Below are 14,623 nucleotides of genomic sequence, written 5' to 3' on the forward strand. Positions count from 1 at the left end.
ATTTATTAGATATTAAGAGTCTTTAGGAAAGATCATGCAAGAGGAATCCGGCCCGTCGTGGGGCATGCGCGGCTTACGTAAATGGCTGGGCACTGCACCAGAAACCCGTGACGAACTGTTGAAATTGGTACAAGATTCACGTCGCTTCTTAGAACCCGATACAGTTGCCATGCTCGAAGGGGTACTCGACTTACCTGCAACTAAAATCCGCGAGGTCATGACCCCCCGTACTGCGATGATCAGCTTGCAAGAAGATGATGAGCTATTAGATATTTTGCATGTACTTGTTGAATCTGCACACTCACGTTTCCCAGTCTTTTCCTCAGACCAGCCAGACAATGTTGTCGGTATTTTGTTGGCCAAAGATTTGTTGCCATTTTTGACAGAACCGACCACCAAAGTCGATATTCGTGCATTAATGCGTCAACCCTTATTTGTACCCGAGAGCGCGCGTTCTGACCAAGTTTTACGTATGTTAAAAAATACCCAAACCCATATCGCTGTAGTGATTGATGAATATGGTACAACTTCAGGTTTAGTGACTTTAGAAGATATTCTTGAAGAAATTGTAGGTGAAATTGAAGACGAACACGACAAAGTCGATGAAGAAGCTCAATTTATCATTCCAGATGAAGATCCACTAAGTGCAAATACATGGTTGGTTCAAGCACTTACACCAATTGAACACTTTAACAATCTTTTAGATGCTGATTTTTCAGATGATGAAGTAGAAACTGTGGGCGGCTTACTGCTACAAGAAATGGGCTTGGTCAGTGATTTACAAGGTCAAGTGATTGAACTTGAAAACTGGGAGTTTACCATTTTGGAGGCAGATGCACGTACCATTCATCTGATCCGAGCTGTCCGTAAATGAGAACCTACTTTGATAAGCTGCTAAACCACTCACAACAAAAAAAACAGCTACCTTTCATCTATCCTTTGCTGATTGCATTATTTTCAGGTGCCATCTTCAGCTTGTCGCTGGCACCTTATCATTATTGGTGGTTGGCAATTTTATCTCCAGCCCTGTTGTATGCCTACCTAAGTCAACGTGCACCTAAACAATCGTTTTTCATTGGTCTAGCTTATGGCTTTGGCTTATGGTTTGTCGGGGCTTTTTGGCTGTATACCTCGATCCATGTCTATGGTGATACCAATTCAGCACTCAGTGTTTTGATGATTGCCATTATGGCGATTGTGATGGGGCTGTTTACCGCAGTTCAGAGTTGGCTCTACCGCCGCTTCTTTCCAGAAACCCCTCTGACCTTTGCGCCACTGTGGGTGTTTTTCGAGTGGAGTAAAACTTGGGTCTTTACCGGTTTTCCATGGCTGTTTGCAGGTTATGCATTTACTGAACGATTCCTCGATGGCTATGCGCCATTATTCGGGATCTTTGGGGTATCTTTTGCGGTCATTGTATTGGCCTGTGCCTTGGTTGAAATCCTACGTAAACGCATCTTCTGGATTGTTCCATCTGCCCTTGTTTTGCTCGGTGCTTGGGGTGCAGGGCAAGTGCAATTTGTTCAGCCTAAAAATGAAAAACCGCTGAGTGTTTCCTTAATTCAAGGCAATATTCCACAAGATTTAAAATGGTTAACAGAATACCAAGCTCAAACCTTAATGAAGTATGCGTCATTAAGTCGGACCGAATGGGGCCGTGATGTCATTGTTTGGCCAGAATCCTCCATTCCAATGTTCCAAACCGATATTGAGCCGTTTTTGGATGCGATGAAAGTCCAAGCCAATAAAACAGGTACGGCTTGGGTGACAGGTATTCCTTATTGGGATTTAGCGGAATCACAGCAAAACCAACACCCTATGTATTACAACACCATCATGGCAACTGGTGATGAGTCTTCTGGTCTATACAAGAAGCAACGTCTGGTACCCTTTGGTGAATACATTCCGCTTTCAGGGATGTTAAGTTGGGTACTACCTGCCCTACAAAATGACCCGTCGATGAGTGGCTTTTCACGTGGTGCAAACAACCAAAAGCCTTTGAATGTTAAAGGTCATGATTTAGGTGCAGCGATTTGCTATGAAGTGGCTTATCCTAACTTAACGCGCCGTAATGCCAGTCAAAGTGACTACCTAGTGACTATTTCCAATGACGCTTGGTTTACTGGAACAGCGAGCCCACATCAGCACCTACAAATGGTTCAAATGCGTGCCAAAGAAAATGGCCGTTGGTTTATCCGTGCAACCAATACTGGCATTACCGCCTTTATTGATCATAATGGCCACATTGTGAAACAAGCACCAATGGATAAAGATGCGGTACTGCGTGGTGATTTACCTGCCATGCAAGGCGAGACACTTTACACTCGCTTAAGTGATTGGCCTGTGTTGATTTTCTCATTCTTGTTATTGGTTCTCGGTTGGATTTATCGCCCGCGTAAAGTTGATATTTCTTTTAAATCACGCCGTTGATTCCGCTACAAAAGATCAAAAAAACCGAGCTTTGGCTCGGTTTTTTTTATTGATAAACTTTCAGGGTGCCAGCTCATCCTACTTTTTCAAAGTAACTTGGTGCCTAGGGGGAATCTCTGCATCAGGCACACAAAGAGCAACATGCCCCTCTGCATTATGAAAACCTGTGACCAAACACTCTGACTGGATCGGACCAATTTGTTTTTTTGGAAAATTCACGACGGCAACGACCAATTTTCCCAATAGATTTTCAGGCTGATACAGCTGTGTAATTTGCGCACTGGATTTTTTAATGCCCAGTTCCTCTCCAAAATCCACATGAAGAATGTACGCGGGTTTACGTGCTTGCTCAAAGACTTCAGCCTGCACAATTTTCCCCACACGTAATTCAACTTTCAAAAAATCTTGCCAATCGATCTGTTGCATTTTTCCCTCTTTCTTTTCTTTGTTGTACTTCATCTAACTATCTAAGATCTGATATTTAAAGATTATAAAAATTTCATTCAGGCTGACCATATGTGAAACAGACATTCGATGCGTCAAAACGGACAAAGCAAGGTTATGTTAGAGCGCGTACCATGTAGAAGTATGCACTGATGTACGCTACGAACTGTTCATTAACACGAGACATAAAAAAACTGGAACAAGCTCCAGTTTTGAAGGTTAATTTTGGGGTTATAACTGCGTAACTAAATAGGAAAGCATGGCAGCTAAAGATACCATTGGAATATATCGATAAAGACGAACAACCATTTGTTCGATTGCAGATGCATGTTCTTGTTTTAAATTTGCCACAGTCGCTTTTAATGCAGACCAAAAACTTAAAGCCAGTAATGAACTCATTAAGCTCATGGCAAAGAAGCCCACCATAATTTGGCTACTGCCCTCAGTGCTTTGCCATAAATACACAATGCCTTGACTGATCGGCAGAATACTTAAAATCAAAAGAACAGATTTCAGCATAGACCAATGAAATTGGTTAATTTCATCCGTTAATAATAATGCTTTCATACTATCCTCCATGGCTAAAAAAGTACCATAAAAGATATTATGCTCGGTTTTATTTAAATGAAAAGCCTATATTTATTCATATTTTGCGATTATTGTAATCAATAAAATTGGGAATAATTCTTATTATAAATATCACATATTTTATATTATATAATTTAAATTAAATTCAACAACTTAATATTAATTTTATAATTAAGATTTATTATCACTTTACTCAATATTGAAACATCCTATTAAGTAAAGTGATTAATTCCATTAAAACTGAATATATAATTATTCTCAGTTAGTGTTTATAGTAAATATCAGCATCATTTTCTTCACCGCCAGACTGACCATCCGCACCAAATGAATAAAGATCATAAGGACGGCCTTCAGAACCTGGAATCACATATTGAATGTCATTGTCCCAACTGTCTTTTGGATAGCCACCTTTGATATAGCCACCCGGCAACCAGTTTTTAGCAGACTCAGGTTTAGTGATCAAAGCATTTAATCCACCGTCTTGCATTGAAGGGAATTTACCATTATCCATCTTGTATTGATCTAATGAGCCAGCGACACTTTTTAAAGTAATGGCCGTAGTATCGACTTTAGCTTTTTCACCACGGCCCATCACGTTCGGTACAATCAGCGCAGCCAAAACACCTAAAATGACAATGACCACCATCACTTCAATTAAAGTAAAACCTTGTTGCTTCATATTTTTTGTCTTCACTTGCATGTTACAAATCTCTGTTCACATCATTGTTAGAATGTCTTAAATCATATTATTCATATTCACGATTGGCAGCATCACAGCAATCACGATCACCAGTACAATGCTCGCCATAAATACCAACATCAGCGGTTCAAGTAACGCCAATAAAGTTGAAATTAAGGTCGTCACTTCACGGTCTTGCATCGTCGACGCACGTTCTAGCATCCGGTCTAATTCGCCTGAACTTTCACCACTTTTGATCATTTGTACCATCATCGGTGGGAAATAACCACTTCGCTCAAGCTGTGTTGCTAAATTACCACCTTCTGTTACTTTCTCTGCCGCAAGGTTGACCGAATCTCGAATCACCCAATTATTACTGACCGCTGCGCCAATTTTTAAAGCATCGACCAATGGCACGCCAGACTTGGTTAAAATCGATAAGGTACTAGCAAAACGAGCGGCATTAATGCCTTTAGACAGTTTGGAAAATAACGGTAATTTCAAGGTCAATCGATCAAAGGCATAATGTCCCGCCGCTGTTCTGAGGAATCGAACCAAGAGAAAAATCGAGACTACGCTACCGACCAATAAAAATGGCCAGGCCATTCGAATAAAATCACTGGCTTTCATTAAAGCGACCGTTATCCACGGCAAGGCATCTTTGCTTTGGTCAAAGGTTTTGACAATATCTGGGACCACATAGGTCATGAGTCCCATCACAATACCGAAAGACATTAACATCAGGATGATGGGATAAATCATCGCACCCTGCACTTTTTTTTGCATGGCAAAGCGGTTTTCGGTGTAATCGGCAAGTTGGTCGAGAATGAGATCGAGATGACCTGAACGCTCACCTGCTGCAATCGTGGCAATATACAGTTCAGGAAAGCGTCCCGCTTGTTGTAGTGCGTTGGCTAAAGAATGTCCTTCCAAAACTTTAGAACGCACCGACATCAACAGGTTTTGCACATGGGCTTTTTCATTTTGTTTTCCCACAGCACGAATCGCTTCTTCTAATGGAATTGCAGCGGCAACCAAAACTGAAAGTTGGCGAGTCAATAAAGCCAAGTCATAGGCATTCAGCCCTTTTTGAAACAAGCGCTGCTGCGTGTGTTTGTCTTTTTGCTCTATCGGATCGACAGCAACTGGAATAAGTGACTGATCTCTGAGCTGTTGACGAATTTGACGCGCAGAATCACCCTCAAGTACACCCTTCTGCTGCTTCCCTGAAGCGTCTATGGCAGTAAACTGATATGCAGGCATTGTAATGCTCTAATTTTCCAAAATTTCTATCAGCGCAGTTGCGTCTGACCATCAAAATCATTCATATTCTTAGATATAAAATATGAGCTCACTCTAACACAACTCTTTTACGATCACGACGAAATTTAATCAGGAACTTATCCACGTTTTATGGCAAATTCAGCGAGCATTTCAACACCTATTTACCGCGTTCGAGTCGCCGTTCCGGTATATTTATACGACTGCTTCGATTACAGCTTAAGCCAAGAGCAATACCAACAAGCTGAAATAGGTGCTCGCGTTGCTGTATCTTTTGGTCGACAAAATTTGACCGGCATCATCGTGGAAAAAATTGCACCCGATGCACCACTCGATTCAAGCTTTAAACTCAAGGCCATTACTGAACTACTTGATGATCACGCCATTTTAGATGAGAAAGTTTTAAATTTATTGACATGGTCTGCACAGTATTACCAATTTCCGATTGGTGAAGTGATGCAAAGTGCCCTTCCGACGCTGTTACGCCAAGGAAAGCCCTATAATTTATTGGCACGGACATGGAATCTGATTGACCATAATGCTGAAGCCAAAATTAAACGTTCAGAGCGTCAACAAGAAGCGTATAAAATACTAAAATTACATCCCACAGGCACAGGTGAAAATCTTTTAAATTTGTCAGGTGTGGAAACAGCAACACTCAAAGCCTTAGAGAAAAAAGGCATCTGCGAATGTGTGTTAGCAGAACAAGACTTTAGCCCGATGCCGATGAGCATGGCGCAAATGCCACTTACAGCAAACCCTGACCAAAAAAAAGCGATCGATAGCGTATTAAAAGCACGTAAAAAATATCAGGCCTTCCTGCTCGATGGCTTAACTGGCAGTGGTAAAACTGAAGTCTATTTACAAATCATGCAAGAGGTTCTAAAGCAAGGCAAACAAGTCTTGGTTTTAGTGCCTGAAATTGGACTTACCCCACAGACCATTAGCCGTTTCCAATCACGTTTTCATTGCAATATTGCTCTACTACATTCGGGTTTGAACGATTCAAAACGTATGCAAGCTTGGCAAGCTGCGCAAACAGGTAAGGCGTCAATTATCTTAGGCACGCGTTCTGCAATTTATACCCCACTGCCTAATCTAGGTTTAATTGTGATTGATGAAGAGCATGATCTGTCCTTTAAACAACAAGAAGGCTTTCGCTATCACGCTCGGGATGTCGCACTTTACCGTGGGCATCTGGAACAATGCCCTGTAATTTTAGGTTCTGCCACGCCTAGTATCGAGTGCTATGCACTGGCGAAACAAGGCAAAATGACCGTACTGGAATTGAACCAACGTGCGGGCACCGCGGTCATGCCGAAAATGCACATCCTTGATTTGAAAGTGGCACAGAAACAGCATGGAATCAGCCAATTATTAATTGGTGAAATCCGTAAGCGACTTGAGAAAAAAGAACAGGTGTTAGTGTTCTTAAACCGTCGAGGATATGCCCCGGTTTTAATTTGTGAAAGCTGTGCATGGCAGGCCAAATGTCCACACTGTGATGCCAATTTCACTGTACACCGCACACCTTATCAACATTTACATTGTCATCACTGCGGCACCATTCACCGTATGCCAGATCACTGTCCACAGTGTAATCATCAGGAGCTCAAATCTATTGGGATGGGCACAGCCAAAGTTGAAGAAAGTTTAAATGAGTTGTTTCCTGAACATGACATCATTCGAGTGGATCGTGACTCGACCAGCCGCGTTGGTAGTTGGCAAAAGATTTATGACAAAATTCAAAAAAGTGAGCCTGCTATTTTGCTTGGTACGCAAATGTTGGCCAAAGGTCATCATTTTCCTTACGTCACCTTGGTGGCGATTTTAGATATCGATTCAGGTCTGCTGAGTGTGGACTTCCGTGCTATCGAACGTACCGCTCAACTCATTGTGCAAGTCACAGGGCGTGCCGGCCGTGGCGAACATAAAGGCGATGTATTCCTACAAACATTAAGACCCGACCATCCGCTTTTGAATATTTTGGTCAATGAGAACTATCGAAAATTTGCCAAAGAAACCATGAAAGAACGGGAAATGGCACAAATGCCACCGTTTCGCTATGCAGCATTGGTACGCTGTGAGTCAAAAAACCAAGAAATCAATACTGAATTTTTACAGCAACATGCCCAATTGCTGCGTCAGGACTCTGCTGGAATTATTGATATTTGGGGGCCGATTCCTGCCCCGATGGAGCGCAAAGCAGGGCGTTACCAATCCCACATGGTTTTACTGTCTACAGATCGTGCGCGCTTACATTATTATCTGCGTTATTGGTGGCAAAACATCTTGCATAACAAGCCATCAAATATGAAATTGAGCCTCGATATAGACCCACAGGAACTCAGTTAAACGCGTACAATTCAGTCTGAAAATATCAGTCATACTGAATTGCAACTTTCGACCAAAAACACAACTCTAGGACGAGTAAATGTCACTACTGTTACAGATCACAATTTTCCTTGGCGCATCCTTATTGCTTGTCCCTTTGCTCAAGCGCTTTGGTATTGCAACGGTATTGGGATATCTGTTCACTGGTATTTTGCTCGGCCCCGATGTCTTTAACATTGCCAGTGATCCCCAAGCGATCCAAGATCTCGCTGAGTTTGGCGTGATCTTACTGATGTTCCTGATCGGCCTCGAACTGCGTCCACAGCGTCTATGGAGTATGCGTAGTTCTATTTTCGGCATGGGGAGTTTACAAGTCGGTCTGACCGGTCTTGTTTTAGCGCTAGGCAGTTTTTTTGCCTTACAACAAGGCATTGCAGCCAGTATCGTTATCGGTTTCGCTCTCGCTCTTTCTTCTACTGCCTTTGTCTTGCAGATGCTGAGTGAGAAGCAGCAATTAAACACAACCTATGGGCAACAATCCTTTTCGATTTTGCTGTTTCAAGATATGGCCGCGATTCCCCTGATTGCAGTCATCCCCCTGCTCGCAGGGACAGAATCATCACATCACGGAATCGCCTATTTCGCTGCAATCATTGCGACTTTTTCAGGCTTATTTTTATTTAGTCGATACTTAATGCGGCCTTTTTTCCGCTTCGTCGCGAAAAGTGGTGCGCATGAACTGATCACCGCTGTCGGTTTATTTATAGTGCTGGGTGTCGTGGTGTTGATGGATGTACTTGGCATCAGTACCACACTCGGAGCATTTTTGACTGGCGTACTATTGGCAGACTCGGAATTCCGCCATGAACTCGAAGCCAGTATTGCTCCGTTTAAAGGGCTTTTACTTGGTCTGTTCTTTATGACCGTAGGCATGACCACGGAACTGTCGTTGTTTGTTGAAATGCCATGGTTCATTATCGGTGGTGCGTTGGCACTGATGCTCATCAAAATGGCGTCAGTTACCGCGATTGCGCGTTATCTCAAAAATTCATGGCGCAACAGTATTTTACTGGCGACCTGTTTGGCTCAAGGCGGTGAATTTGCCTTTGTGGTCTTTAGTGTGGCGAAAAGTGAAAATGTCGTACAACAAGCCATTTTGGAGCCATTAACCCTCATCGTCACCTTGTCGATGGTGTTGACCCCTATGTTGTATTGGTTAATACAATCACAAATTTTGCCACGTTTTAATCCAAAAACCATTCCCGAATATGACGACATTCCGGATGAACATAATCCTGTGATTATTGCGGGCTTTGGACGTTTCGGACAAATCATTGCTCGTGTGGCGCATTTACAGCATTTGTCTTTTACCGCCATTGATAGCAACTTAGACAAAGTCGATTTCGTACGTAATTATGGTGGTCATCTGTATTATGGCGATGCCACACAACCAGATATTTTACGCGCTGCGGGCATTGAGCATGCCAAAGTGTTCGTCCTTGCCATTGATGATATTGAAGACTCAATGAACGTGGCACGTCATATTCGTCTGAATTACCCTCAGTTAAAATTATTGGTCCGCGCGCGTGACCGTCATCAGGTGCATTTGCTGCGTGATTTAGGAATTGAGCATATTTGGCGTGAAACCTATTTATCCTCTTTAGGAATGGCCTATCACATGCTGTGCGACTTAGGCATCAGCGATGAAGATGCCTATAAAAGTATCGAATTGTTCCGTGATTATGATGAAAAACTGCTGACTCAACAGCAGCAAATCTATACCGATGAACAAAAGATTTATGAAACGCATCGTAACGCTTTAGCTGAACTGGAACATTTGTTTGAAAGCGATGCGCAAGCCCGTGAAAAACCTACAGGTGTTGATTTACAACGCAGCTTACAACGTCATCGTATTGATGTCACAAGAGATGATAATGAATGACTTGTGTTTTACAATATCGTCACCATTAAAGCAGGGTTATGGAGAATTTTATGTCAGATTTACGCCAACGCTTTTTTATTGAAGATAGCCCTGTTCGTGGAGAAGTGGTTCATCTTGAAGAAGCCCTACAAACGATTCTTGCACAGCGTGACTATGCACCTGCTGTACAAATTCTCTTGGGTGAAATGCTCAGCGCGACTGCCTTGTTGGCCAGTACCTTAAAAATTAAAGGTCGTATTAGCTTACAAATTCAGGCAGCTGGCACATTTAAATGGGCAATGGCGGAATGTAATCATCTCGGTGAAGTTCGCGCACTTGCCGATTATGAAGAAGACCCGCACTTTCAAGCCGCTGAAGACAGCAGCACGGTACTGAAAGCCTTGGTAAACCCAGTGCTTTTCATTAATATCGAGCCTGAATTTGGTGAGCGTTATCAAGGGATTGTACCTTTAGACAAACCGACATTAGCGGGTTGCTTAATGCAATATTATGATCTATCTGCACAGATCCCAACACGTATCGTCTTAGCAAGCAGCAACAGCCGTTCAGGTGGTTTGCTGATCCAGTTATTACCACGTAACAACGAAGAAGAACAACGCCGTGTCGATGAAGATCTATGGCCACGTTTAACCATGCTGACTGAGACATTAAAAGCAGAAGAGTTAACGTCTTTATCCGCAAATGAAATCTTATATCGTTTATACAACGAAGAAGAAATTCGTCTTCCTGAAACTGAGGCCTTAAAATTTGGCTGTACATGTTCAAAAGAACGCTGTGCGACAGCACTTGAACAAATCGGTGTTGCTGCAGTTCGTGAAACCCTAGAGTTTCAAAACCCAATTGAAATGGATTGCCAATTCTGTAATACAAAATATACCTTTACTGCAGAAGAAGCTTTATCCCTTTTTGGTCAACACCTCAGCTAAATCATCGTGATGATTGAAAGCCTAAATCTAAGCATCCTTCGGGGTGCTTTTTTATTATTCCCATTAAATTTAGAACAGTTACTTTCTTGCGCTTAGTCGAATGGTTGCGAACTTTATAACCTCAAGATGATCAGCTGTATTTGCGATCAATTTTTTTTCGAGTAGAATCGCGCCAGAAATAAAGTCAAAAAAATCAACAGAGCTTTATTTTTAATAGAAAAATAATGTAAAAAAACTGGATAAAATATGAAACTCAAAATACTCGCTATTCTTTTAGCCATGTTCTGCTTTGGCCCAATAACAGCACATGCAGCAGACCTCGTCGGGACATGGAAAACCATAGATGACAAAACAGGCTATGCCCGTGCTGAAGTCCAAATCACCAAATTAAAAGACGGCAGCTATAGCGGTAAAATCACCAAAGTACATGCCATCCCTAACCGCCCTGTCACCACGATTTGTGAAAAATGCGAAGGTAAACTCAAAAATGCACCCTTAATTGGTTTACCGATCTTCTCTGGCTTCAAACATAATGCAAAAGAGAATGCCTATACCGATGGCAAGGTGATCGACCCACTTTCAGGCAATACCTATCAAGGTAAAGGGCAATTGAATGCGCGCGGCAATGTGCTGACACTTCGAGGTTATGTTGGAACCACGCTCCTCGGCCGGACGGTATCTTGGATCCGCGTCAATTAAAGCGGCCTTTTGGCTTTCATTGGCATGATGAACTCAACTCCAGACGAGTTCATCATGCCAATAACAATCTACTTTGAGATGAATTCCGACTATTTTACTAGTGCGTAGACGTTCAGCATAAACCCCGTTTAGCGCCAACACGTTCATGTTTTGGCTCAAAATATAAATACCAATCCTTAAAAAATCACTAGAATATTCATATTATTTCAGGCTACATTAAACCCATAATATTTTTATGCCTTTAAGTTTTAGGCATCCGCTTTTTGTGTAATGTGGGTAATTATATGGCTGTTAAATTCCTCCCTTCTATCCTGTTCGGCATGTTCTCCATTTGCAGTTTATCCTCTGCTTTTGCAGCGATTGACCCCTTAGTGGGGACATGGAAAACCATTGATGATAGAACAGGTTATTCACTTGCCGATGTGGTGATTCGCAAAGATAAGCATGACCTGTATTCAGCCACCATTATCCAAAGCCGAAGCGTACCGGGAACGGCAAATGTTTCGACATGCACGCAATGCACCGGTGCTCAGAAAAATAAACCCATGGTCGGTTTAACCACTTTAAGCGGCCTAAGCGCTGATCCAGAAAAGCCCAATGAATTTGTGGGTGGAGTAATGCTCGATCCCAAATCAGGCAAGCACTACAATGCACGCGCTCGTTTGATGAATAATGGTAAGCATTTGATCATCAATGGTCGTACTGAAGGCTCTGCAATTGGACGCAATGTCACTTGGGTCAAAAACTAAGCACGAGGCCTTTAAATCATTAAAGGCTTTTTTTAACTTAAAAATTAGAGTAAAAACTCCATATTAAAGCAGCGTTTTAAAAAAATATGCCAAATACATCACAAACTATCACATTGATTTTGTAGGACTTTATATATAAATTAGGCAACTTACTCTAAAAACACAATTCTGAATTTTCAGGGGATGAAATGAAAAAAATATATCAACAATTATTTGCCGGAATACTACTTAGCACTTTGTCAGGATTGTCAATCGCTGCGGAAACCGATCCGCTAGTGGGGAAGTGGAAAACCGTCGATGACCGTACAGGATATTCGCGTGCAGACGTTGAAATTCGCAAAAAAGCCGATGGAAGCTATGAAGGCATCATTGTCACCACACGCAATGTCCCTGGCACTGAAAAAATGGGCGTCTGCTCGAACTGCCCAGGTGAATTGAAAAATAAACCTTTTATCGGCTTGCCATTTATTTGGGACTTTAAACAAGATCCAAAAAATCCACGTGAATTCCAAAACGGTAAAGTTCTGGACCCGATTGGTGGAAAAATCTATAAAGGCAAAGCAAGACTTAGTGCTTCAGGAAAACATTTAACTATACGTGGGTATGTTGGTGTATCTGTGATTGGTCGTAGTGTCACTTGGATAAAATATTAATTTTAAATGTGTTTTTAAAAGCCTCCTCGTGAGGCTTTTTTATTGTCATGTTTTGAAACAATAAGATGCTGTTTGCCCCTATGACAGTTTGATGAACCCTTCTATATTGATTAAAACATGATCAATATTTATAAAGAGAGTATGCCAGACAATCACTATCAAACTTTAGGGATCGCCCGAGATGCTTCGGCAGATCAAATTAAAAAAGCCTATCGAAAATTGGCGCGTAAATATCACCCTGACGTCAGCAAAGAAGCTGATGCCGAAGCGCGCATGCAAGCGATTAATGTTGCATACGACACTTTGAGTGATGCCGAAAAGAAAAAACAATACGATTTTGAACTCGATCATCCTCAAGGATTTGCTGGGTTTAATGCTGGTAACCAAGGTGGTTTTGACCAATCTCAGTTTTATCGCCAATCGACGAGTGATGGTCAGCATGCGGACTTTAGTGGATTTGAAGACTTGTTTGGTCGTTTTGGGCAAGGCTTTGGTGGCGGTGACTATCAGTATCAACGTGCAAACCGCCAAACCAAGAGCTTCCGTGGTGAAGACCAACACGCCAGTTTAGAAGTGGATTTAGAAATCGCATTTCATGGTGCAACGCAGAATATCACCTTACAGATTCCAAGCCTCAACGCCCATGGTGAGCCTGAAGTCCAACGTAAAACCCTGCAAGTCAAAATTCCTGCAGGTATGAAATCAGGTCAACAAATTCGACTCTCCGGCCAAGGGCAAGCTGGCTATAACGGTGGAGCCGCCGGCGATTTATACATTGAAATTTTGTATAAACAAACTGAGCAAACCCGTGTAGAAGGCGTTGATATTTTCCAACAACTGAATATCAGTCCATGGGAAGCCGCATTGGGTCAAAAAATTGCATTTACCAGTCCTGATGGCAAAACATTAGAACTACAAATTCCTAAAAATGCACGTACTGGTCAGCAGCTACGATTAAAGGACAAAGGGATACCAAATAAAACACCCGGACACCTTTACCTGATTTTAAATATACAGATACCAGCTGCACAAACCGAACAAGAGCAACAAGCATATGCGGCTTTTGCTCAAGCTTTTCCGTCATTTAATCCACGACAGTCTTAAGGAGAGCACCATGACAACAATTCATTATCGTGAAATTGTCTGTGACGGATGTAAACAGACTGAAATCGTAGACGAAAAAAGTAGTTTTGATCTACAACACTTTGCCTCTGCCTGTGGGCAAAGTCCAGAATGGGTTCTGCAACTACTCGAATACGATATTCTGCCTAGCCGTTCAGAAGACAGGATTCATCAATTTTTTGGCGATGATATATCTCGCGCACGGCGTGCGTATCGGCTTCAACGAGATTTCGATGCCAGTTTTACTGCGGTCGCTATGATGCTTGATTTAATTGACGAAGTTCAACAACTACGTCGCCAAGTCAAACACCAACAGTTTCATTCACATTAAATGTAATCATGAACGCTCTGCCTCGCAGGGCGTTTTTCTTTTCTTGTAGAGTTTGTCTTGTAGAGGAAGTGATCGACAACCATGAAAACACGAGATTGCAATAAAAAAGTCAAAAACATGTTTCCTGAGTACCGTGATTTGGTCTCTCAGTTACGTGATGAAAATCCATATTTTGCACGGATCTTTGAAGAACATGATGAGTTAGATCGTGAAATTATTCAATTGGAATTAAATCCTGTCAATCATCATAACACGGATATTGAGACCATTAAGCGTAAGAAATTAAAGCTAAAAGATGAAATTTATCGCTTGCTGAAAAGTAACGAAAATGATGATATCTCTTGAGATATCGATTCATGTATAGGGGATTTTTCATGATGCATGTCGTTCGCAGTACAACCCACGAGGCTACGCAATTGAATTACTAAGACCATAAGGATCGGTC

The 14,623-nt window shown here is 42.0% G+C and carries 14 protein-coding genes and 1 pseudogene; 11 read left to right on the forward strand and 4 right to left on the reverse strand.

The annotated features are described in order from the left end of the window. Positions 1-34 precede the first annotated feature (34 nt). Both FTU34_RS05875 and lnt read left to right on the forward strand, forming a co-directional pair. Positions 35-874: an HlyC/CorC family transporter gene (locus FTU34_RS05875; RefSeq protein WP_078189781.1), complete on the forward strand. Its 840-nt coding sequence runs from the start codon at positions 35-37 to the stop codon at positions 872-874. Beyond that, the gene (gene lnt, locus FTU34_RS05880; protein ID WP_180034996.1) at positions 871-2,430 is read left to right on the forward strand and encodes an apolipoprotein N-acyltransferase; all 1,560 of its coding nucleotides are present in this window, start codon (positions 871-873) and stop codon (positions 2,428-2,430) included. Before FTU34_RS05875 ends, lnt begins: the two co-directional genes overlap by 4 nt. Before the next feature lie 86 nt (positions 2,431-2,516). Here the strand turns inward: lnt and FTU34_RS05885 are convergent. From FTU34_RS05885 to gspF, 4 genes and pseudogenes are all read right to left on the reverse strand, one after another. Continuing rightward, a pseudogene (locus FTU34_RS05885) lies at positions 2,517-2,856 on the reverse strand (tRNA-binding protein). Between the two features lie 249 nt (positions 2,857-3,105). Next, on the reverse strand, positions 3,106-3,441 hold the full coding sequence (locus FTU34_RS05890) for a hypothetical protein (protein ID WP_078189783.1): 336 nt from the start codon (positions 3,439-3,441) through the stop codon (positions 3,106-3,108). 283 nt (positions 3,442-3,724) lie between these two features. After that, positions 3,725-4,141: a type II secretion system major pseudopilin GspG gene (gene gspG / locus FTU34_RS05895; RefSeq protein ID WP_373686480.1), complete on the reverse strand. Its 417-nt coding sequence runs from the start codon at positions 4,139-4,141 to the stop codon at positions 3,725-3,727. A 57-nt stretch (positions 4,142-4,198) separates the two neighbouring features. Beyond that, a complete protein-coding gene (gspF, locus tag FTU34_RS05900; RefSeq protein ID WP_180034999.1) occupies positions 4,199-5,404 on the reverse strand; it encodes a type II secretion system inner membrane protein GspF in 1,206 nt (401 codons plus the stop codon). 150 nt (positions 5,405-5,554) lie between these two features. On the opposite strand from gspF, the gene FTU34_RS05905 reads away from it, so the two are divergent. The 9 genes from FTU34_RS05905 to FTU34_RS05945 all read left to right on the forward strand — a co-directional run bounded on the left by FTU34_RS05905 (position 5,555) and on the right by FTU34_RS05945 (position 14,523). Beyond that, on the forward strand, positions 5,555-7,777 hold the full coding sequence (locus FTU34_RS05905) for a primosomal protein N' (protein ID WP_180035000.1): 2,223 nt from the start codon (positions 5,555-5,557) through the stop codon (positions 7,775-7,777). Positions 7,778-7,856: 79 nt separating this feature from the next. Beyond that, on the forward strand, positions 7,857-9,698 hold the full coding sequence (locus FTU34_RS05910) for a monovalent cation:proton antiporter-2 (CPA2) family protein (protein ID WP_180035001.1): 1,842 nt from the start codon (positions 7,857-7,859) through the stop codon (positions 9,696-9,698). Between the two features lie 50 nt (positions 9,699-9,748). After that, complete coding sequence (gene hslO, locus FTU34_RS05915; RefSeq protein ID WP_180035002.1) at positions 9,749-10,624, forward strand: Hsp33 family molecular chaperone HslO; 876 nt, start codon at positions 9,749-9,751, stop codon at positions 10,622-10,624. A 246-nt stretch (positions 10,625-10,870) separates the two neighbouring features. Continuing rightward, positions 10,871-11,323, forward strand: coding sequence for a DUF2147 domain-containing protein (locus FTU34_RS05920; protein ID WP_180035003.1), 453 nt, complete (start codon positions 10,871-10,873; stop codon positions 11,321-11,323). A 284-nt stretch (positions 11,324-11,607) separates the two neighbouring features. Next, on the forward strand, positions 11,608-12,072 hold the full coding sequence (locus tag FTU34_RS05925; protein ID WP_168377964.1) for a DUF2147 domain-containing protein: 465 nt from the start codon (positions 11,608-11,610) through the stop codon (positions 12,070-12,072). Positions 12,073-12,260: 188 nt separating this feature from the next. Then, positions 12,261-12,725 (forward strand): DUF2147 domain-containing protein, encoded by a 465-nt coding sequence (locus tag FTU34_RS05930; protein ID WP_078192815.1) that lies wholly within the window; start codon positions 12,261-12,263, stop codon positions 12,723-12,725. A gap of 141 nt (positions 12,726-12,866) precedes the next feature. Continuing rightward, positions 12,867-13,829, forward strand: coding sequence for a DnaJ C-terminal domain-containing protein (locus FTU34_RS05935; protein ID WP_180035035.1), 963 nt, complete (start codon positions 12,867-12,869; stop codon positions 13,827-13,829). Positions 13,830-13,839: 10 nt separating this feature from the next. Next, positions 13,840-14,178, forward strand: coding sequence for a chaperone modulator CbpM (locus FTU34_RS05940; RefSeq protein ID WP_111885626.1), 339 nt, complete (start codon positions 13,840-13,842; stop codon positions 14,176-14,178). A gap of 81 nt (positions 14,179-14,259) precedes the next feature. Next, complete coding sequence (locus tag FTU34_RS05945) at positions 14,260-14,523, forward strand: YdcH family protein (protein WP_078192816.1); 264 nt, start codon at positions 14,260-14,262, stop codon at positions 14,521-14,523. The last annotated feature ends 100 nt before the right edge of the window (positions 14,524-14,623 follow it).

Source organism: Acinetobacter sp. YH12094 (assembly GCF_013419295.1).
Taxonomy (GTDB): domain Bacteria; phylum Pseudomonadota; class Gammaproteobacteria; order Pseudomonadales; family Moraxellaceae; genus Acinetobacter; species Acinetobacter amyesii.